The 19,472-nt window shown below is 62.9% G+C and carries 19 protein-coding genes, 1 tRNA gene and 1 other RNA gene; 12 read left to right on the top strand and 9 right to left on the bottom strand.

Translation table 11 applies throughout. The features are described from left to right. Window positions 1-59 precede the first annotated feature (59 nt). The 9 genes from ACTU6V_RS12480 (at window position 60) to ACTU6V_RS12440 (ending at window position 6,773) form a co-directional block, all read left to right on the top strand. The gene (locus tag ACTU6V_RS12480) at window positions 60-278 is read left to right on the top strand and encodes a DUF3039 domain-containing protein (protein WP_443475735.1); all 219 of its coding nucleotides are present in this window, start codon (window positions 60-62) and stop codon (window positions 276-278) included. Between the two features lie 35 nt (window positions 279-313). Beyond that, window positions 314-386: transfer RNA gene (locus ACTU6V_RS12475), tRNA-Arg, on the top strand. Between the two features lie 376 nt (window positions 387-762). Next, window positions 763-1,344, top strand: a complete 582-nt coding sequence (locus ACTU6V_RS12470; RefSeq protein ID WP_443475727.1) for a helix-turn-helix domain-containing protein — start codon at window positions 763-765, stop codon at window positions 1,342-1,344. A gap of 148 nt (window positions 1,345-1,492) precedes the next feature. Further along, window positions 1,493-1,786, top strand: coding sequence for a hypothetical protein (locus ACTU6V_RS12465; protein WP_443475726.1), 294 nt, complete (start codon window positions 1,493-1,495; stop codon window positions 1,784-1,786). Window positions 1,787-2,274: 488 nt separating this feature from the next. Next, window positions 2,275-2,547 carry a hypothetical protein gene (locus tag ACTU6V_RS12460; RefSeq protein ID WP_443475725.1) on the top strand — a complete coding sequence of 91 codons (273 nt, stop codon included), beginning with the start codon at window positions 2,275-2,277 and terminating at the stop codon, window positions 2,545-2,547. Window positions 2,548-2,550: 3 nt separating this feature from the next. After that, on the top strand, window positions 2,551-3,258 hold the full coding sequence (locus ACTU6V_RS12455; RefSeq protein ID WP_443475724.1) for a hypothetical protein: 708 nt from the start codon (window positions 2,551-2,553) through the stop codon (window positions 3,256-3,258). Window positions 3,259-3,432: 174 nt separating this feature from the next. Next, window positions 3,433-3,795 carry a hypothetical protein gene (locus tag ACTU6V_RS12450; protein WP_443475723.1) on the top strand — a complete coding sequence of 121 codons (363 nt, stop codon included), beginning with the start codon at window positions 3,433-3,435 and terminating at the stop codon, window positions 3,793-3,795. Between the two features lie 227 nt (window positions 3,796-4,022). Then, window positions 4,023-4,349, top strand: a complete 327-nt coding sequence (locus ACTU6V_RS12445) for a hypothetical protein (RefSeq protein ID WP_443475722.1) — start codon at window positions 4,023-4,025, stop codon at window positions 4,347-4,349. Continuing rightward, complete coding sequence (locus tag ACTU6V_RS12440; protein WP_443475721.1) at window positions 4,350-6,773, top strand: tape measure protein; 2,424 nt, start codon at window positions 4,350-4,352, stop codon at window positions 6,771-6,773. It begins immediately after the preceding gene. Window positions 6,774-7,272: 499 nt separating this feature from the next. On the opposite strand, the gene ACTU6V_RS12435 is transcribed toward ACTU6V_RS12440, so the two are convergent. The 4 genes from ACTU6V_RS12435 to ACTU6V_RS12420 are packed head-to-tail and all read right to left on the bottom strand — an operon-like array spanning window position 7,273 to window position 12,808. Then, window positions 7,273-8,187, bottom strand: coding sequence for a diacylglycerol/lipid kinase family protein (locus ACTU6V_RS12435; RefSeq protein WP_443475720.1), 915 nt, complete (start codon window positions 8,185-8,187; stop codon window positions 7,273-7,275). A gap of 50 nt (window positions 8,188-8,237) precedes the next feature. Beyond that, a complete protein-coding gene (locus tag ACTU6V_RS12430; RefSeq protein WP_443475719.1) occupies window positions 8,238-11,213 on the bottom strand; it encodes a bifunctional [glutamine synthetase] adenylyltransferase/[glutamine synthetase]-adenylyl-L-tyrosine phosphorylase in 2,976 nt (991 codons plus the stop codon). 3 nt (window positions 11,214-11,216) lie between these two features. Continuing rightward, a complete protein-coding gene (locus ACTU6V_RS12425; protein ID WP_417512067.1) occupies window positions 11,217-12,554 on the bottom strand; it encodes a glutamine synthetase family protein in 1,338 nt (445 codons plus the stop codon). A gap of 14 nt (window positions 12,555-12,568) precedes the next feature. Then, window positions 12,569-12,808: an SPOR domain-containing protein gene (locus ACTU6V_RS12420; protein WP_443475718.1), complete on the bottom strand. Its 240-nt coding sequence runs from the start codon at window positions 12,806-12,808 to the stop codon at window positions 12,569-12,571. A gap of 68 nt (window positions 12,809-12,876) precedes the next feature. Between ACTU6V_RS12420 and ppgK the strand changes: the two genes are divergently transcribed. Beyond that, window positions 12,877-13,623 (top strand): polyphosphate--glucose phosphotransferase, encoded by a 747-nt coding sequence (gene ppgK / locus ACTU6V_RS12415; protein ID WP_443468382.1) that lies wholly within the window; start codon window positions 12,877-12,879, stop codon window positions 13,621-13,623. Window positions 13,624-13,721: 98 nt separating this feature from the next. Here ppgK and rnpB read toward each other — a convergent pair. The 4 genes from rnpB to ACTU6V_RS12395 all read right to left on the bottom strand — a co-directional run bounded on the left by rnpB (window position 13,722) and on the right by ACTU6V_RS12395 (window position 16,950). Further along, window positions 13,722-14,101: RNase P RNA component class A (rnpB, locus tag ACTU6V_RS12410), an RNA gene on the bottom strand. 14 nt (window positions 14,102-14,115) lie between these two features. Beyond that, window positions 14,116-15,807 carry a bifunctional 3'-5' exonuclease/DNA polymerase gene (locus ACTU6V_RS12405; protein ID WP_443475717.1) on the bottom strand — a complete coding sequence of 564 codons (1,692 nt, stop codon included), beginning with the start codon at window positions 15,805-15,807 and terminating at the stop codon, window positions 14,116-14,118. Then, window positions 15,804-16,535 (bottom strand): zinc ribbon domain-containing protein, encoded by a 732-nt coding sequence (locus ACTU6V_RS12400; protein WP_443468384.1) that lies wholly within the window; start codon window positions 16,533-16,535, stop codon window positions 15,804-15,806. Before ACTU6V_RS12400 ends, ACTU6V_RS12405 begins: the two co-directional genes overlap by 4 nt. A 37-nt stretch (window positions 16,536-16,572) precedes the next feature. Then, window positions 16,573-16,950: a YchJ family protein gene (locus tag ACTU6V_RS12395; RefSeq protein ID WP_443475716.1), complete on the bottom strand. Its 378-nt coding sequence runs from the start codon at window positions 16,948-16,950 to the stop codon at window positions 16,573-16,575. Between the two features lie 50 nt (window positions 16,951-17,000). On the opposite strand from ACTU6V_RS12395, the gene ACTU6V_RS12390 reads away from it, so the two are divergent. Both ACTU6V_RS12390 and ACTU6V_RS12385 read left to right on the top strand, forming a co-directional pair. Next, entirely contained in the window at window positions 17,001-17,840 is an 840-nt protein-coding gene (locus tag ACTU6V_RS12390) for an aldo/keto reductase (RefSeq protein WP_443475715.1), read from the top strand. Window positions 17,841-17,902: 62 nt separating this feature from the next. Further along, window positions 17,903-18,928, top strand: coding sequence for an NADPH:quinone reductase (locus ACTU6V_RS12385; protein ID WP_443468387.1), 1,026 nt, complete (start codon window positions 17,903-17,905; stop codon window positions 18,926-18,928). A 3-nt stretch (window positions 18,929-18,931) separates the two neighbouring features. Here ACTU6V_RS12385 and ACTU6V_RS12380 read toward each other — a convergent pair whose 3' ends face one another. Further along, entirely contained in the window at window positions 18,932-19,459 is a 528-nt protein-coding gene (locus ACTU6V_RS12380; protein ID WP_443475714.1) for a hypothetical protein, read from the bottom strand. Between the last annotated feature and the right edge of the window lie 13 nt (window positions 19,460-19,472).

The raw sequence follows: 19,472 nt of genomic DNA, 5'->3' as shown, positions 1-19,472 counted from the left end.
GCCTGAAAACCCCAAACAAGACGAGTCAACTAAACCGTCAGCAGTCCCCTCAACCAACATTGTCGCCTGAGACTGCGGACACCGACCTTAGTTCCGACGACCTCAACCACTACATCCGAAAGTCGGACATCACTCGAAGCATCGTTGAAGGTGTAGCGGTCCCTGCGCTGTGTGGGGACATGGATGTCGTCGTTGCACGCGGGAACGGCTCCGTGAAGAGTTCCCGCGGGATGGCCTGCCCACTCTGCCAACTCGTCTACGAGGAACTTCGCGGCTAACGCCCATGGGTGTTCCGCCATGGGACACCCATTACCCCGACGTAGCTCAGAGGACAGAGCACCGACCTTCTAAGTCGTTGGCCGCAGTTTCGAATACTGCCGTCGGGACGCTATCAACCAACCCGAAAGAGGGGATGCAATGACGAAACCCAAGGAGTCCGTCTTCGAGAAGCGGATGCGCATATTTCGCGAAGTACAAGCACAACTAGCTGAGGCCCGGGCACGCGCCAGGCAAGCGAAGGACGCGAAATGAGCGACATTCTCATGGATCGCTACATGACCGCAGAACGCCTCCTATCTCGCGCTGAGCACTCCCACACGCAAGCAGAGATTAGCGCCCACACAGACGCCCTCATGCCGCTCCTGACAGCCCTATTCATGGACGCTCAGGACGGTCACCATCGGAAGGTCGAGAAGCTGACACGTCGGCTCATCGACCGGACGATACGACTCCTACAGCCAGTGGCAGAAGCAGAGGTGCGACATGGCTGAAGAATCCTGGGCCGCGATCCCGAACGTACTTTTTCGCGACGAATGGTCAAAGGCAGAAGTACTGACGTACATCGCGTTGCTCTGCTCACCTTGGGGGCACGGTGGCATGGTCCGCGTATCGCAGGCGCACATCGCAGCCGGAGCCGGAGTCACCGATCGGACCGTCCGAAAGGTGATCCCGAAACTCGTTGACCGCGGAGCGATCCGTTACGGCCGACCATATGAAGGTGTCGCCTCGTACTACTACGTGAACGAGATACCGCGCGAAGGTGGGTTCTTCAAGCTGCCTCGCACATGGCTCTGGGAAGCGCCGCTGAGCACGTCGGGAAAGATTCTCTACCTGACACTCATGTCGCACCGGCACCGGAACACGGGCAAAGCGTTCGTGTCACGGACGACGCTCGGGTACGAGGCGGGAATGTCTAACCGGACACTCGGTGTCGCGATCGAGGAACTGATTCACATCGGTCTTATCGTCCGTCAGCATCAGCCTCGTCAGGGTCGTCGACAAGGTGTGAACCTTTACCAGATCGCCCTGCCGAAGAGTGCGTCGTTTCTTGTGGGGAACATATGACCCCGGAAAAAGAGCACCTCAACCCCGGAAGAATAACACCTCAACCCCGGAAGAATAACACCAGTAACAAGAACCCTTTAGAAGATCCTTCTCAAGATCTAATGTGCAACTTCGCAAGCGAAGCAGCACGCATGAAAGAAGGAGCCTCATGGAGTTCTTAGATCTGCGAGGTCGAGTCACGTCAAAACAGCAGCGACTACTAGCCGATCTGCACATCCTCACAGCTAGAGGAATACCTTCCGAATCGTCCTATCAGCGATGGGCGAAGCTGACACGTTCCGAAGCGTCGAACCTTATCCGCGCCTACTACCAACAACTAGGCGTTTACGGAATGTACGAAGGGCCGGAAGACGGCCCCGAATACGACGCACTATCCGTCAAAGGCAAAGCGTTCGTAGATGAAGGCGCCGATATCTACTTCGACTGGCACCCGAGCGACTAACCCCCAAAGGAGGGATCAAATGATTCACCAACCCATATCCATTGCACCGGCTGAATGCCCAACGTGTGACGCCTGGTGCCGCTGGACCCGCACAGCTTCTGGTGCACATCAGCGTCAGGAACTCCACGAACAGAGATGCACCGTATACCCCCGGATGCAAAGGAAGGAGAAGTAAATGACGATACGAGCAGTAGTGCTCTGTAACCACTGCGACAACGTGTTCGATGCCGGAGATGGCAGCGTGCGCAGTCAACTAACCCGAGCCGCCCACGAAGCCGGATGGACAAGCACATTCAGCGACCGGCGTTGGTCCAACGCATGCGACGAATGCGCAGAAAGAGCAGCCGCATGACCGACCCATACCAGCGCGTCTTCCGCATCCTGCGAGAAGCATGCGCCACACCCGAGAACGACCACGAGAAACACCGCGCAATGACGATGCGCGCACTTCTCGAACTATCAGCAGTACTCACTGAAGGGAACCCAGCATGACCGAAGAAGTAGAAGTTACAGAAGAAGTTGTCGAAGAAGAGGTCGAGCAGGAACCGCAGGGCATCACCCGCGCAGACCTCAACAAGATGACACCTGAGCAAATCAACACCGCACGACTAGCCGGCGACCTCGATCACTTACTCGGCAGGGCACCGAAACCCTCACCCGGCGACACCATCACACGCGACGACCTCGCCAACCTCACACCCGACCAGATCGTCGCCGCGCTCAAAGCTGGCCGACTCAACCACCTGACGAACGGACTCTGAACTATGGCTACCAAGATTGCACGCACCACCCGCGCCCTGACCGCCGAACTCATCGTGTCAAGCGAACTACAAACAGCCTGGGACGACCTCACCACCGCACAGATCAAGATCGAAGAACTCAACGAGCAGATCGAGCTCGGAGAAGCACGAGCGAAGACAGCCGCCCTCGACTACACCCAGAAGCTCAGGGACGCAGCATCAGACGGCGAAGACCTCGGCAAGATCAAAGCACCAGCACCATTCGACGCGGTGTCGATCCACGCTCAGCGCGAAGTGTGGATCGAACGCGTCAACGAAGCATCCGCCGCACTCGCCCAAGGCTTCCCCAAAGTGGCAGGCACCGAAGTAACCCGGCTACTCACTGAGGTGGCACAGGCCGAGCAGGACGTTACCGACAGTCTTCAGGCTGTACGTGATGCATACATCAAGCTCGACAGCATCAGCAATCGCCTGTCCTTCAACCGCAACGTGCAGCAGTGGCCCGGAGAGATCCCCCTCGGATCAGTACAGCCCAGCACCGGAGCGATCGACAAGCACCTGCACGACATCACCAACGCCGCACACAGTTGGGTAGCCCGTGACCTAGGAGTGCAGCTCTCGCTGCTAGACCAAGAGTCACGACTGCACAGCACCAGCAAAGAACGCAAGCTCGAAATCATGGATCGCATCGTTGATCTCGAGCGTGAGCGTCGGGCCGCGTCGAGTCGCTGAGTACAGGTGGCGCTCGCAACGACCGGAGCGCCACCACCGACCGGTGGAGAGATGTTCGAATGTCTGCAAGACGCATAGCGGGTACCCCCACCGACCCCCTCGGCTCCCGAGTCGCCGGTGAGGGCGAAAGGGTGTCGATGCTTTGAGGTTTGTGTTTTTAGAAGGAGTTTTCGAATGAAAGTAAAGGTTCCTACTGGTTTAGGGAAACGTGGCAAAGCGTTCTGGGCAGCGCTCACAGAGAAGATTGAGTATGCGGTTCAGGAGTCTGAGGTGTTGGTGGAGGCTTGCCGCACTTTGGACCGCATTGATGAGCTAACGGAGGCTGTCCAATCGGACGGGGTGATGATCTCGGGTTCGATGGGGCAACGGATTCTGCATCCTGCGATTGGTGAGTTGCGGCAGCAGCAGGCGTCGTTTGTTCGTCTGGTGGGTGCGTTGCATCTTCCGGAGGATGAGCAGGCTAAAGACAAGTTCCACACGGCACGCGCTAAGGCGGGCGCTGCGGGGCGCTGGGGCTCTTTGTCGGTGATGGGCTAATGGCTCGCTGGAAGGTCACTGAGAGCCCTCCTGGGGCCGCTGAGGGACGTCTGCCAGCGCGTCGCAGATCCGTGCTGATGACGGAGCGTTCTCTGATGATTCAGTCATTGGCGGTCTCTGAGCACGATGACTATCTGAAGAGGTTCTACGCCGACAATCCCACCTACCCATTCCCCGAGTCGCGCTGCTTATGCGTGCGCTGCATAACGAAATGACAGGATTAACTAATGGTAACTGATTTAAAAGCGCTTATCGCGCGTAACAATTCGTTCGCGGATCGGCTTATGGAGGCGTATGTGAATCGGGCGGGTTCGGAAGATCCGCATTTGATGGTGCAGGAGTTCGTAGGGGCTTACGACGAGGCGCAGGAGGCTCTTGACGGGCTTGCGCAGCTGGTGTTGACACTGGCAGAGCGGGCGGCGGATCTGTCGACGCCTGTGGACATCTGGGACCCGGAGCGGCGTATTGATCGGGCGAAGGCTATTCGTCTAGCTTCCCAGACGAAGGCGGCTTTCCAGGATTTGAAGCGAGAACTGAATACAGGAGGTAAATAGATGGCTAATCGTGTTGTAAAGGTCACCCTTGCGGCGGAAATCGCGCAATACAAAGCGGCAATGACGGAAGCGGCGAATAAGACTGCGGCTGTTGGTAGTGAGACTGAGAAGCTGGCACAGAAGCGTGAGGCTTTCCAGAAGCTTGGCGCCGGGATGATAGTCGTCGGCGGCGCTATGACCGCCCTGACGCTCAGCGTCATGAAGACAGGTATCGAGTACAACTCTTTGCAGCAGACTTCGCGTGCGGCCCTGAGCACTATTCTGGGCGGTGCTGAGGCTGCGAATGCGCAGATGGACAAGCTTGATGAGTTCGCGCGCACTAGCCCGTTTTCGAAGTCCACGTTCATTACGGCTCAGCAGCAGATGCTTGCGTTTGGTGTCGAGTCGAAGAAGGTTATTCCGTATCTTGATGCTATTCAGGATGCGGTTGCTGCGGCTGGTGGTTCGTCTCAGCAACTTTCCGAGGTCGCGTTCGTCATGGCGCAGATCTCCGCGGCGGGGAAGATCACCGGGCAGGATCTGATCCAGTTTGGTCAGCGCGGTATCAACGCGGCTGAGCTGATCGGTTCCCAGATGGGTAAGACTGGTGCTCAGATCCGCGACGACATTACGGCTGGCACACTTGGTGCTGACGATGCGTTGGATGCGCTCGCGGGTGGCATGAAGGAGAAGTTCGACGGCGCGGCGGCATCCGTGAAGGACACGTTCGCGGGCGCTATGGATCGTGTACAGGCCGCGTGGCGTGACCTGTCGGCTGACCTCACCAAGCCGCTGGTTGACCCGAGCGGTGGCGGTGCGCTCGTTGATTTCATGAACCGTACGGCTGACCTCATGCGTGCGATTCAGGCTCTCCCTGAGCCGATCAAGCTCGCGGGTGGGCAACTGTTTGCATTCGCTGGGATCGTGACTCTCGCGAGCGGCATCCTGCTCGCCGGCATCCCAAAGTACTACGCAACTAAGGCCGCTTTTCAGGCGCTGAGCGGAACCATGAAGGGAATTGCTGTAGCGGGCGGTATTGCTGTTTTGGCGTTGACTGCGGTTGTTGCGGTCGTGGGTGCTGTTGCTGCGGCTCAGGCTGATGCTCGAGCCCGCGCAGAGGCTTATGCGTCCACTCTTGAAGAGGGTTCGAACCGGATCACGAAAGCGACACGGGAAGCCGTCAAGGAACAGTTGGCGCTCGATCGCACACTGCTGTTCATGAACTATGGTTCCGCGTACGACAACGCTGAGAAGTTGGGGATCAGTTACGATCTCGTGACCGAAGCGGCGCTCGGTAATGCGGAAGCGCTCAAGGAGCTTGATGCACGGCTGAAGGCTGGCGCGGACGGTTCGCAGGGGTACGCGGATGCGGCGTATGAGATCAGCGATGCCGTAAAGGGTGAAGCTGCGTCTGTTGAGGAAGCTATTCACATGGCTGAGCAGAAGCAGAGCGCTGACAAGGAGAGTGAAGGCACTGCCCTGGATGTCGCGGATGCGTACACGTCTGAGGCGGATGCGGCGTCTGAGCTTGTGGATCAGATGACTGAGTTGATTGGCAAGATCAACGAGGCTAACGGTGTCGGACAGGACGCGATCACGGCGAACGCGAACTATCAGTCGGCGCTTGCGGGGCTTGCGGAGCAGGTTGAGAAGAATGGCAACTCGCTGGATGAGGCGACTGAGGCGGGATCTGCGAACGCGGCTTCTCTGGCAGAGGTCGCAAGTAAGGCGCAAGCGGCTGCTGTGGCCCAGCTTGAGCACGACAAAGCCACCATGTCTTCAAAGGACGCTGCGGACAAGTATTACGGCACGTTGCAGGCTCAGCGTCAGGCGTTCATTGATTCGGCCACTGCGGCGGGGTTCAATGCCGACGAGGTGAACGCTCTTGCTAATGAGGTGTTCGCGTTGCCGTCGAAGAAGGACATTGAGGTTGTTGCGAACACTGACACGGCTGAGGATAAGTTGCGTCGGCTTCGGGACACGTTGTCTTCGATTCCCGGTTACCGTTCGGTGACGCTCGAGACGATCGAGATTGGTAACCGTACGGTGACCGCGAACTACCAGGGTGGAATGTACGCAAGTGGTGTGAAGCATTTCGCGGCTGGCGGCATGCTCGGTTCTGGCATTTATGCGGGCGTAATGGGTGGTATCCGTGATCGTGACCGGGTGTTTGCTGAGAAGGATATGGGCGTCCCGTGGGAGACGTATATTTCTGGGCGGGCGCAGGATCGTGACCGAAACATTGGTATCTGGCAGCAGACGGGCCAAATGTTGGGTGTCGGTCAGTCGCAGGCACAGGCCTCACAGGCGTCGTCTCTGGACGGCTTGTCGATCACGGGAACATTCGAGATCGGCGGTGATGGCTTGGGTCGGATCATTGATGGCCGGATCACCCAGCACGACGCCCAAGCGGAACGCATCACGCGCGCACGTATGCGCTCGTGATGGGACATCACTAGGAGCTCTGAGCCCCGCTGGTCTTCGGACTGGCGGGGCTCTTTTCTGCGTTAAGCCCTAGAAGCCACTCTCAGCCGCCGTGGATGCCAGGTGCGTCGTCTACACCTGAGGGGCGTTCTATCGCGGGATACGGCTCCACAAGGCCGCACAGAGGGCATTCAAGGCCGGTATCGCCGTCACGTAACAGAACGCCATCGCTTGGGCAGGTGAGCGGGTCTGGTAGTCCGTCCATCTGTGAATGCTAGCGCCGTCGCACGGGAGTTAGTCCGCAGATAGTCCGCAGAAGTCCCATAATCACCCCATAAGCGACAACACCCGGCATTACGTAAACCGCAGGTCATACGCAATAAACCGCGCCCCACAACAACCCCCATAAACGCGAGATTAGTTCGAGCTCTACTACGGCGTCTGACCGTCAGCTCCCCCCACAGAAGAAAGTGCCGGCTCTCGCCCACAGCGAGGTCCGGCACTTTTGGGTTCACCACACTCAGAGCACCCGGAGTGCACCGGCCTGCACCCGTACTTCAAACGATGAGACCTCGCCGACTTCTTCGCCGTCCACCTCGAACGCCAGGGGCGAGCTCAATCCCACTCGAATGCGCTCCGCGCTCAGATGATCTGTCGAATCGGTGCTGATGGCTTCCTCACCCCGCGTGAGCAGACGGCGGATACCGTTGTCCCAGACCACGGAGCGCACGGTATCGAGCCACTGCAGCGCGCCTTCCGAGCTCACCAGCAGCAGATCCAGACGCCCATCGTCGAGAACCGCATCCGGAAGCAGACGCACACCGCCCTGCACCATGCCGCAATTGCCGATGAGGAGGGTATGTCCGCGAATTTCCTGCGGCTCGCCGTCATCGATCGTGAGCGTCACATCGGTCATCTCGGTGCCCGCCATCGCGCGTCCCATCGCCTCAACGTAGGCGAGCCAGCCTGCGCGATCCTTGAGATCGTCATCGGTCTCGACGAGCATCTGCGCGTCTACTCCGAAACCCACCATGACCGCAAAAGCACGCTCGTCCTCATCGTCGAAGCGCACCCAGCCGAGATCTATGCGCCGATCTACGCCAGCGCGAATCCGCTCCAAAGCCGCAGGAATGTCGTCCAGCGGAACTGCCAGATTGCGGGCCAGCAGATTGCCAGTGCCCTGCGGAACGATGCCCACAGCGACATCGGTGCCGGCAAGAGCCTCGGCTACCGCTCTCACGGTCCCATCGCCGCCGACGGCGATCACCGTGCCGCAGCCGGCATCCACAGCCTCCTGCGCCATCCCACGGCCCGGGTCGTCCTCGCTGGTCTTCCACCAGCGCACGTCGTCGCCGAGGCCCGCAGCCACTGCGCTGCGCAGCGTGTCCTCGTCGATCTTCGAAGGATTCCAGATGATGCCGTACGTCCCAGTCATGTGCTCAGCCTGAGCTAGAGCCGACAAATCTGCAACTGGGCGCGGAAGCCTCAGCCGTAGAAGAGATTCTCGAACACGCGACGAGCACGACGAGTCGTGCCGAGGTAGTCCTCTTCGACGTCGTTCGCCGAACGATCGGGATAGTCCAGCAGGCGTCCGATGGCGTCGAGCTCATGGCGGTCCCACGGCAGCACATCGGTGGTCTGTCCGGTGCGCAGCGTGATCGCGGACCGCAGCCTGCTGGCCAGCAGCCAGGCTTCGCGCAGCAGTTCCGCATCTTCCTCGGTGAGAAGCTCTGCATCAGACGCGGCGTGCAGCGCCTCCAGCGTCGAGGTCGTGCGCAACTCTGGCACCGCGTGCGCGTGCTGCAGCTGAAGCAACTGTACGAGCCATTCGACATCGCTGAGCCCGCCGGGCCCGAGCTTGAGGTGCCGGTGCGGGTCCGCGCCCCGCGGCAGCCGCTCGCCCTCGATGCGCGCCTTGATCCTCTTGATCTCACGCAGGCCCTGCTCTTCGACGTCGACCGGGTAGCGGATGCTGTCAGCAAGAGTCATGAAGCGTGCGGTCAAGCCGGGGCTGCCGGCTACGCCTCTGGCGCGCAGCAGCGCCTGCGCCTCCCACGACACCGACCAACGGCGGTAGTACTCGGTGTACGCGGCAAGAGAGCGCACGAGCGGCCCATTGCGGCCCTCAGGGCGGAGATCAGCGTCGAGGTCGAGCGGAACCTTGTTGTCGGTCAGGTGTTCACGCAGACCTGCTACCAGCTGCTTCGCGAGAGTCTGGGCACGCTCAGGGTCGACGCCATTCGCGTCGTACACGTAGAGGATGTCGGCGTCGGAGCCGAAACCGAGCTCTGCCCCGCCGAATCTTCCCATGCCGATGATGGCGAACTCGAAATCATCTTCCTCCGCAGGAACGACTTCTCGGCGCACTGCTCGCAGAGCGGCCTGGATCGTGATGTCCGTGATGGTGCTCAGCGCCACCGCGAGCTCCTCGATGCTCAGAACATCGAGCACCGCGCCCATCGCCGTGCGCAGCAGTTCGCGGCGCCGCAGCGCCCGTACGGCCTTCAGCGCGGAGGTCACCGACCCATGACGAGTCTGGATCGCCCTGGCCTCTTCGTCGAGCTTGTCTGCTCCGCGGGGACGCAGCCGAGACATCTCGTCCAGCCATGCCACCGACTCCGGGATCCACTCGAGCAGTTCGCCGACGTAGCGCGACGAAGACAGCAGAGTGGTCAGGTGCTCGGCCGCTCCGGCAGAGTCGCGCAGCATCCGCAGGAACCAGGAGGTGTCACCGAGACGCTCGCTGATGCGGCGAAACGAGAGCAGACCGTAGTCGGGGTCGCTGCCGTCGCCGAACCAGCTCACCATGATCGGCATCAGGTGCCGCTGGATCGTCGCCTTGCGGCTGATGCCGGAGGTCAGTGCGCCGATATGGCGCAGGGCACCGGCAGGATCGCGGAAGCCGATCGCTGCCAGGCGATCTCTCGCCTGCTCCGTGGAGAGTGTGCGCTCCTCTTCGGGAAGGCCCGCAACGGCGCTCAGGAGCGGCCGATAGAAGAGCCTGGTGTGGATGTCGCGCACTTCACGTCGCACGCGCTCCCAGAGCTCCCACACGCCCTTGGCGCTGTCTGCGAGTCCCGTCGCGCGTGCCAGGACGCGCAGCTCCTCGTTCGTTCGCGGCATGAGGTGAGTGCGGGTCAGGTCTTTCAGCTGCAGCCGGTGCTCGAGCAGTCTGAGCGTCCGGTAGTCGGCGGCGAAGATCGCAGCATCCGCTCGTCCGATGTATCCACCGGCCACCAGAGCGTCAAGGCTCTCCAGCGTGCCGCGCGTGCGGATGTCTGGATCTGTGAGGCCGTGCACGAGCTGCAGCAGCTGCACGGTGAACTCGATGTCCCGAAGGCCGCCGACGCCGAGCTTCAGCTGGTACGGAGCATCCTCCGGATCGACGTGCTCGGTGACGCGCTCCCGCATCCGCTGCACGCTGTCGACGAAGTTCTCCCGTGCGGCGCTCGACCAGATCTTCGGCTGCACGGCTTCCAGGTATGCCTCGCCCAGCGCCTCATCGCCGGCGATCTGCCGTGCTTTCAGGAGCGCTTGGAACTCCCAGCTTTGCGCCCAGCGATCGTAGTACGCGAGGTGGGAGGCGAGCGAGCGGACGAGCGCACCTTGTTTGCCCTCGGGGCGGAGGTTCGCATCGACCTCCCACAGCGGCGGCTCTACCTCGATGCCGGAGATACCTTGGATGGTCTCCCTGGCCAGGCGGGTCGCGATGTCGATGGCGCGTCCCTCTTCGAGAACGTCCTCATCCAGCGACCCGCCGACGAAGATCACATCGACATCGCTGACGTAGTTGAGCTCCCTTGCCCCCGCCTTGCCCATGCCGATGATCGCAAGCTGGGTGAGCGCCACCTGCTCGGCAGGCACAGTCTCCGCGACCTTCGCCCTGGCCACGGCGAGCGAGGCCTCGAGCGCCGCTCCAGCCGCATCAGCGAGGGCAGCGGAGATCGCCGCGATGCGTGTTGCGGGTTCGGGGGTCGTCAGATCGATCGCTGCGATCTCCGCAAGGGATCGGCGGTATGCGATCCGCAACGCGACCCAAGCCGTCTCGTCGCTGTGTGCAGCGACGCCGTCGACCGCGCCGACGGCGTCGAGCAGCCGCTCGCGCAGCGTCGCCGAGCTGGGCACGAGCGGCCCGGTATCGGTCAGTATCGACAACTGCTCCGGATGCCGCAGAAAGAAGTCAGCAAGCCCAGTGGATGCTCCGAACACTCGCCAAACGATCTTCCGCGTCTCTGGATCGTCCAGAAGCGATCGCAAGATCGCTGGATCGCGCCGCGCAACCCGCAGCATCCCCTCCGCCGCGGAATCAGGGTCGGCGGCCACCGCGCCGTTCAGGAGCAGCGCGCCGTCGAGCCCGACCAGCTCGGACAGCTCTTGCACCGCTGCCGCACTCGAGGTCAGATCAGTGAAGCCGAATCGTGCCAGTGCCGAGCGCGAAAGCGCGGATTCTGACCGGGCCATCGATCAGAGCAGTTCGAGGTTGCTCTTCAGCTCGAACGGAGTGACCTGGCCGCGGTAGGCCTCCCACTCCTTGCGCTTGTTGAGCAGCACGTAGTTGAACACCTGCTCGCCAAGCGTCTCCGCTACGAGCTCCGAGTCCTGCATCAGCTCGAGTGCGTGGTCGAGGCTCGCCGGCAAGGACGAGTAGCCGAGCGCGCGACGTTCCGCATCGCTCAGCGACCAGACGTTGTTCTCCGCCTCTGCAGGCAGCTCATACTCCTCTTCGATGCCCTTCAGCCCAGCAGCAAGCAGCAGCGCGTAGGCAAGGTAAGGGTTCGCAGCCGAATCGAGGCCGCGGTACTCGACGCGCGAGGACTGGCTCTTATTCGGCTTGTACATCGGAACGCGCACGAGTGCCGAGCGGTTGGCGTGGCCCCACGTCACGAAGCTCGGTGCCTCGTCGCCGCCCCAGAGACGCTTGTACGAGTTCACGAACTGATTCGTGACCGCAGCGATCTCATTGGCGTGCTTGAGAAGACCCGCGATGAAGTGGCGACCGGTCTTCGAGAGCTGATACTTCGCGCCCTCTTCCCAGAAGGCGTTCTGATCGCCCTCGAACAGCGACATGTGCGTGTGCATGCCACTGCCTGGCTGATCGCTCATCGGCTTCGGCATGAACGTTGCGTAGACACCCTGCTCGATCGCGACCTCCTTCACCACAGTGCGGAAGGTCATGATGTTGTCGGCAGTCGCGAGGGCATCCGCATAGCGGAGGTCGATCTCGTTCTGGCCGGGGCCGCCCTCATGGTGGCTGTACTCGACGGAGATGCCCAAGTCCTCCAGCATCCGCACCGAACGACGACGGAAGTCGTGCGCCGTGCCGCCGGGGACGTTATCGAAGTACCCCGCGGAGTCAACCGGGACCGGGCCTTCTGGTCCGATCACCGACGACTTGAGCAGATAGAACTCGATCTCGGGGTGCGTGTAGAACGTGAACCCGGCATCCGCCGCCCGTGCGAGGGTGCGCTTGAGCACGTTGCGAGGATCCGCAACCGCGGGTTCACCATCAGGCATGGTGAGGTCGCAGAACATGCGCGCGGTGGGGTCGATCTCTCCGCGCCAGGGCAGGATCTGGAAGGTCGTCGGATCGGGCTGCGCGAGCAGATCGGACTCGTGAGTGCGCGTGAGGCCTTCGATCGCGGATCCGTCGAAGCCGATGCCCTCGGCGAAGGCGCCCTCGACCTCGGCAGGTGCGATCGCAACAGACTTGAGCGTGCCGATGACGTCGGTGAACCACAGGCGCACGAACTTCACGCCCCGCTCTTCGATGGTGCGCAACACGAAATCGCGCTGCTTGTCCATGCTCATACGGTGAGTTACTTCCCGTCCGTGTCGGTCGCTTTGCGCCAGTCCTCATCGATGGCCTCTTCGACCGCCCACGCTTCTGACCGCTCGCGCAGAGTCTGCACCGCGTGCGACGCGGCTTCAGCCGTATCGAAGGGCCCTACCCGGTCGACAGCGGGCGAGACATAGCCGTACTCGACCTCACCCGTTTCGGTGTTGTACCAGTACTTTCGCTCACCATTGGACATGTACGAATCTTCTCCGCGAGACATGGCTCATCCCTTCGTAAGGCTTTGTCACGATCCTAGTGGCGCCGCGCACTCTCGCTAGGCTATTACTCATGGCAAAAGCGATCGGCGTCGACATCGGCGGCACAGGCATCAAAGCAGGACTCGTCGACCTCTCCCACGGCACGATGGCGTCGGACCGGGTTCGCGTCCCCACCCCTGAGGGCGCATCCCCGCAGGACGTGCTCGCAGCCGTCCAGAGCGTACTGAAGACGCTGGAGGTCGAGGACTCCGCACTCCCCCTCGGCGTCGCGTTTCCGGCGATCGTCAAGCGCGGCAAGACGATGTCCGCGGCGAATGTCTCGAAGGAATGGCTCGACTTCGACGCCGAGCGCTTCTTCCGTGATGGCCTGAACCGCAACATCGTGTTCGTCAACGACGCGGATGCTGCCGGTGTCGCAGAAGCACGCCACGGCGCCGCGCGCGATGTGCAGGGTCTGACCATCCTGACCACCCTCGGAACCGGCATCGGCTCCGCGTTCCTCTACGACGGCGTTCTGGTGCCGAACTCCGAGCTCGGTCACCTGAACTTCCGTGAGTTCGACTCGGTGGAGAAGTGGGCCGCTACCTCGGCTCGCGAGCGCGAGAACCTGACCTGGGCCGAGTGGGCAGAGCGTCTGCAGGCGTTCTACACGCACGTCGAGTTCCTCTTCAGCCCCGACCTCTTCGTCGTCGGCGGCGGCGTTTCGAAGAACGCAGACGACTTCCTTCCGCTGCTCGAGCTGAACACTCCGATCATTCCGGCAATCCACCGCAACAACTCCGGGATCATCGGCGCGGCCTCGCTCGCCGCGGACTGAGCCGCTTCCCTCCTTCGCAAAACTGCAAAACCACGCCGAGACAGCAGCGATACAACGCTGTCTCGGCGTGGTTTTGCAGTTTCGGTGCAAGCGTGGGGCGAATGGGCCAGCCGATACGCCGGGTTCTGTTCCAGGGCCCCTCTCGGGGCTCCCTTCGACGGTCATCTATCTACGCGACGCGTTGCCGCGCCGCTCCAGCGGTCTACCCGAGGACTCGGCGAGCCGCGTCAACATCCTCTGTCTGACCTTGCTCCGGACGAGGTTTACCTGGCAGGTCATGTCGCCATGACCCCCGGTGGTCTCTTACACCACCCTTTCACCCTTACCGCGTTCACCGACGAGCGGGGATCGCGGCGGTCTGCTCTCTGTGGCACTGTCTCGCGGATTGCTCCGGGTGGGTGTTACCCACCATCCTGCCCTGTGGAGCCCGGACGTTCCTCGGTGCGGTCTCCCGCAACGCGACCGTCTGGCCGACCCATTCGCGTGCCCAGTCTACTTCTCTGCTGTCTGCACGACCTGCAGGTCGAGAGGGACGTCGATGGGGAATGATCCGAAGAGACGTCGCGTCGCAACGGCCGCGGCCTCACGGACGGCGTCGGCCGCAGCATCCGCCTGCTCCTGCGGGACGTGCAGAATCACCTCGTCATGCAAGAAGAACGCCAAGTGCGCCCTTCGGGCGAAAGGTCCGGATGCCGGGGCAACCGTTGGCGCTTCAGGAAGCTGCCTCAAGCGATGACGTATCTCCGCCAGCCAGATCAGCGCCCACTCCGCTGCGGTGCCCTGCACGATGAAGTTGCGGGTGAAACGGCCGCGCTCTCTGGCGCGCTGCTTGGCGATCTTCGCTGCCGCACCGTCGGCGCCGGACTCCCGCGCGTCTGATTGCTGGCTCTGCCATGCGGCATCGGGGCGAGGCGAAGAGCGACCGAGGCTCGTCGAGACCACGCCGCCGCTCTCGCCCTCTCTGGCGGCAGCATCCACACGATGCATCGCGCGGGGATAGACCTTGCGCAGGCGCGGGACGAGTCGTCCGCTATCTCCGGTGGTCGCGCCATACATCGCGCCGAGCACGGCGTACTTCGCCTCTTCGCGAGTGGCGACGGCTCCCGATGCCACCACACCCGCGTACAGATCCTGGCCGCGTGCGGCTTCAGCCATGGCGAGGTCCTGTGACATCGCGGCGAGCATCCGTGGCTCCAGCTGCGCGACGTCAGCGACGACCAGCGTCCACCCAGCGTCCGCGCGTACGGCCGGGCGAAGCATCCGCGGCAACTGCAGGGCTCCTCCGCCCGCCGACGCCCAGCGCCCGGTGACAACGCCGCCGGGAATGTACACGGGGCGAAAGCGCCCGTCTCTCACCCACTCCGCCAGCCACGCCCAGCCATTGGCGCTCATCAGTCGAGAGAGCTTCTTGTAGGCCAGAAGGGGTGCGATCACCGGGTGCGCGATCTCGCTCAGCTCCCACTGACTCGTCGACTCGACGTTCACGCCGACCCGGTGCAGTGCGCGCAGCAGCTTCACGTGGCTGTCGAGGTGCAGCTGATCATCGCCCAGGTGAAAGCGAACCTCACTGGCGAGTTCCGCCATGCGCGACGGCACGCCGCCCGCAGTGCGCGCGCCGAGCGTCTCGGTGAGGATGCGATCGTGCTCGGCGGCATCCCACGGGAGTCCAGCAGCACGCATCTCTTCTGCGATCAGTCCTCCGCCGGATTCAGCGGCGCACAGCAGCCCGAGTCGGCCGGTGCGATCTGAGGCGATCACGCGCAACTGCTCTTGAAGCTGCGCCTGGAGTTCTGCCGCGGTGGCCGCGCCAGAACGCTCGTCGGTGTCGAAGAGTACGGGTTCGCCCGCTTCGGGTTCGCCCGGAATCCAGTCGGCAGACGGTGCGAGCGGTCTGGCAACGACGTCCGTATCGCGGAGGATCGCATGGCAGAGCATCAGGTCATGTGCGCGCGTCAGCTGCACGCCGGCAGCGAGAAATCGCGGGTAGACATCCCTTGCACTGCGGATCACCCAGCGTGGCCGCTCTGCTTCTTCGACAGCACGGATCCAGTCGAAGAACTCGCGCGATGTGAGGTCGAATCGCTCGAGTTCGGAGCCGACGGAGTCCACGCGGATCGCGACAGCACCCTCCGAGTCGGTGAGGGCCAGCAGGATTCGGGAATCGCCTGCCGCCCGACGACTCACAGTCCTGATTCGTCGGTACGCACCAGGATCGCACCGCACTCGGGGCACGAGATCACTGCATCTGGCGCAGCGTGGCGAACCTCGTTGAGGTGCGTGCCGGAGAGCATCATGCGGCACCCTTCGCACGTGCCTCGGCGCAGCAGGCCGACGCCGATGCCCCGGGACGCCCTACGCGTGTACTCGTCAAGAAGCGCGGGCGGCACATCGGCGCTGATCGCCTCACGATCACGAGTGAGGTGCGCTATCTCGGTCGCAGCGGCCGCGATAGAGGCTTTGGCGCGAGCGGTGAGCTCGCTGCCCTCAGCCGTGGTCGCGTCGATGAGCGCCTGCTGCGTGGCCAGATCGGACTCCGCCTGCTCAGCGCGATCCATCACCTCGAGCTGCTGGTCCTCGAGAGCACTGATGCGCATTGCAAGGCTGACGAGTTCACGCTCGAACGCCTGTGCGTCCTTCGAGTTCGTGGATGTTGCGAGCCGGTCGCTGTCTCGCGTGCGGCGCTGCTCGGTGACCTTCACGTCGGATTCCACGCGAGCAAGCTCCGTGCGGACATCGTCACGGATGCCTGTCAGCCTGGTGAGTTCGCGCAGCTGTTCCTGGCGTTCTTTGGCGAGCTCGTTGATACGCGGTCCCTCGGCCGGCGTCGTGCGCTGACGTTCGGCCTGCTGGAGGCGGCGGTCAAGGTCTGCGATGTCGAGAAGGACTCGCTGCTGCTCGGGACTGGCGTTCACATATCCAATCTACCTGGGGCAGCCGACATCCGATGCGTCAGTATGCCGCCCCGTCGAGATACGTCCACACGCGATCCTCGCGGAGGAAGCGGCTGCGTTCCCGCATGGAGTCACGCACTCCGTCCGCACCGCGGAAGTGAGCGTCGAACGCCACGACGCCCTGAGCATCGAAAGGGCCACCCGCGACGGTGTCGAGAATGTCGAGGCGAGTCCAGGTGATGTCGTCGTCGAGCTCGAGTTCTGCAGGACGCGTGGACGGATGCCACGACCGCAGAAGATAAGGTGCGTCTCCCGTAGCGAACGCGGTGAATCGAGACCGCATCAGCCGCTCAGCAGTCGGTGCGGCGATCATTCCGGAGAGGATCGGACCGCAGCACGCGTCATATGTGTCTCCGGAGGTGCAGGGGCAGCGCATCTCTCCATCATGCCGCGTACGCTGGGGCACGACTCTCGAAGGAGACCTTGATGACTGCACTTCCCGTCCGCACAGCGCACAACGGCTTCACGCTCCCTGCCCTCGGTTTCGGCACTTATCGCCTCAACGGCAGCGCAGGTGCCGCTGCCGTTGCAAGCGCAATCGATGCCGGTTACCGACTCGTGGACTCTGCGTTCAACTATGAGAACGAAGGCGCAGTCGGGCGAGGCGTTGCGGAAGCTATGACGGCACGCTCTGAAGTAATCGTGACGACGAAGCTTCCCGGACGGCACCATCCGTCGGAGAAGGCACGCTGGAGCATCGAGGAGAGTCGCGATCGTCTCGGGCTGGATGCCACGGACCTGCATCTCATCCACTGGCCTAACCCGATCCAGGACGAATATGTACAGGCCTGGAGCGCGCTCATCGACGCGCAAGAACGCGGCACGGTTCGCCAGATCGGCGTATCGAATTTCCTGCCCGAGCACCTCGAGCGGCTCGAGCGCGAAACGGGTGTGCGACCGGTGGTGAACCAGATCGAGGTGCACCCGTATCTCCCGCAGACCGAGCAGCTCGCGTACCACCGAGAGCACGGGATCATCACCGAGGCATGGAGCCCGATCGGGCGGGCGAAGGCGCTGGTGCAGGAGCCGTTGATCATAGAGATCGCCGCGGCTCACGGCATCACTCCCGTCCAGACGGTGCTCGCGTGGCATGTCGCGCGGCAGAGCGTCGCGATTCCGAAGGCGTCGTCTGTGGAGCACCAGCGTGCGAACCTGGCCGCAGCATCCGTCGTCCTCGATGATGCCGAGGTCGCCGCGATCACGGCGTTAGGTCGCCCCGACGGTCGCCTCTTCGACGCCGACCCGAGGACGCACGAGGAGTCCTGACCCGGCTCCGACAGTTGACGCCACCTCGGAATACCCGCGGGCCCATCCGACTTGCACCCGGCATGAGAGCAATCGTGTACACGGGCAAGGGCGGCTCTGAGACGCTCACGTTGATCGAGCGCGAAACAGGACGGCCGGGCCCTGGCGAGGTGCGCGTGCGCATCCACGCCTCGGGAGTGAACCCCACCGACTGGAAGGCTCGAGCCGCATCGGGCACGCCGATGCCGTTCGAACAGATCGTGCCGAATCAGGACGGTGCCGGTGTCGTGGATGCCGTGGGCGACGGCGTCACGAATCTGCAGGTCGGCGATCGGGTGTGGGTCTACCTCGCAGCGCACGAGCGTCCGACCGGGACCGCTCAGGACGCCACGGTCGTCCCGGCTGTCCGCGTTGTACGTCTGCCGGATGAGATCGGGTTCGACGTCGCCGCGAGTCTCGGCGTACCGGCGATGACCGCGCATCGCGCGCTGACGGTGAACGAATTCGGGCCGTCGCGTCTCTCGCCCGGGGCACTCTCCGGCCGGGCGGTGCTCGTACAGGGCGGAGCGGGAGCTGTGGGCCATGCGGCGATCCAGCTCGCCGTGTGGGCCGGAGCAAGAGTGCTCACGACGGTGAGCGGCCAGGAGAAGGAGAACCTCGCCCGCGCCGCCGGCGCGCACCACGTGTTTCGGTATCCCGATGATCTGCTGGCCGAACGCATTCTCGAAGTCGCCCCGTCCGGCGTCGACCACATCGTCGAGGTCTCCCCCGCGATGAACGCCGCGCTCGATGTCGCCGTGATCGCCAATCACGGCTCGATCGCGTTCTACGCGAACGACAAGGGCGACACGATCTCCGTCCCCATCGTCACCAGCTTCGCCAAGAACACGCGCTGGCAGGGATTGCTTCTCTACACCGTCGGCGAAGAGGCGCTCGCCGCAGCCGTTGAAGACATCACGGCTGCACTGAAGGACGACGCGCTTCCCGTCGGTGAGGAGGCTGGACTCCCACTCACCTGGTTTCCGCTAGAGGAGACCGCCGCCGCTCACGACGCTGTTCAGCGCGGCGCGATCGGGAAGGTACTCATCCGCGTCGCGGAGGACACCTGACGTCTAGTGGACGACTGCTTTGAGCACGACGAACACAGCACCGAACGACGCGGTCACAACCGAGCCGGCGATCCGCACGATCATTCCGCTTCCCCGGCGCAGGAAGGCAACGTAGCCGAGGAACGCGAGGATCGCCGTGCCGGACCACAGCGCGAGCTCGTTCGCCACGTCATCCGGGATCAGTCGGGTAGTCCCGGCCAGGAGCACAAGCGCCGGCACCGCGGCGGAACTCAGCATCCCCAGCGAATGACGCACCGAGCGGGCGACGGCGACGCGCACTCCGACCTGCGCCTCGTCATCCGCACCGAGCCGTGCGACGGCGCCCGAGTACACGTGGGCCGCCCAGAAAACGAACACCGTCACCGCGACCGTGACCAGCACCACGGCCGAGGTCTCACCGTGTGCAGAAGACACCGCGATGAGTCCGCTGACGAGGATCGTTCCGTATACCGCAGCCTCGGTGCCGAACCCTGGTCGAAGCGCACGATGGGTGCGCAGCATCGGATGATCGGCGGATGGCACACTCGTCATGAAACCGAGCCTA

This window comes from Microbacterium zouquanmingi (assembly GCF_052266675.1).
In the GTDB taxonomy this organism is placed as follows: Bacteria; Actinomycetota; Actinomycetes; order Actinomycetales; family Microbacteriaceae; genus Microbacterium.
Note: the sequence above shows the minus strand (reverse complement) of the source record. Positions and strands in the feature narration are given on the sequence as shown.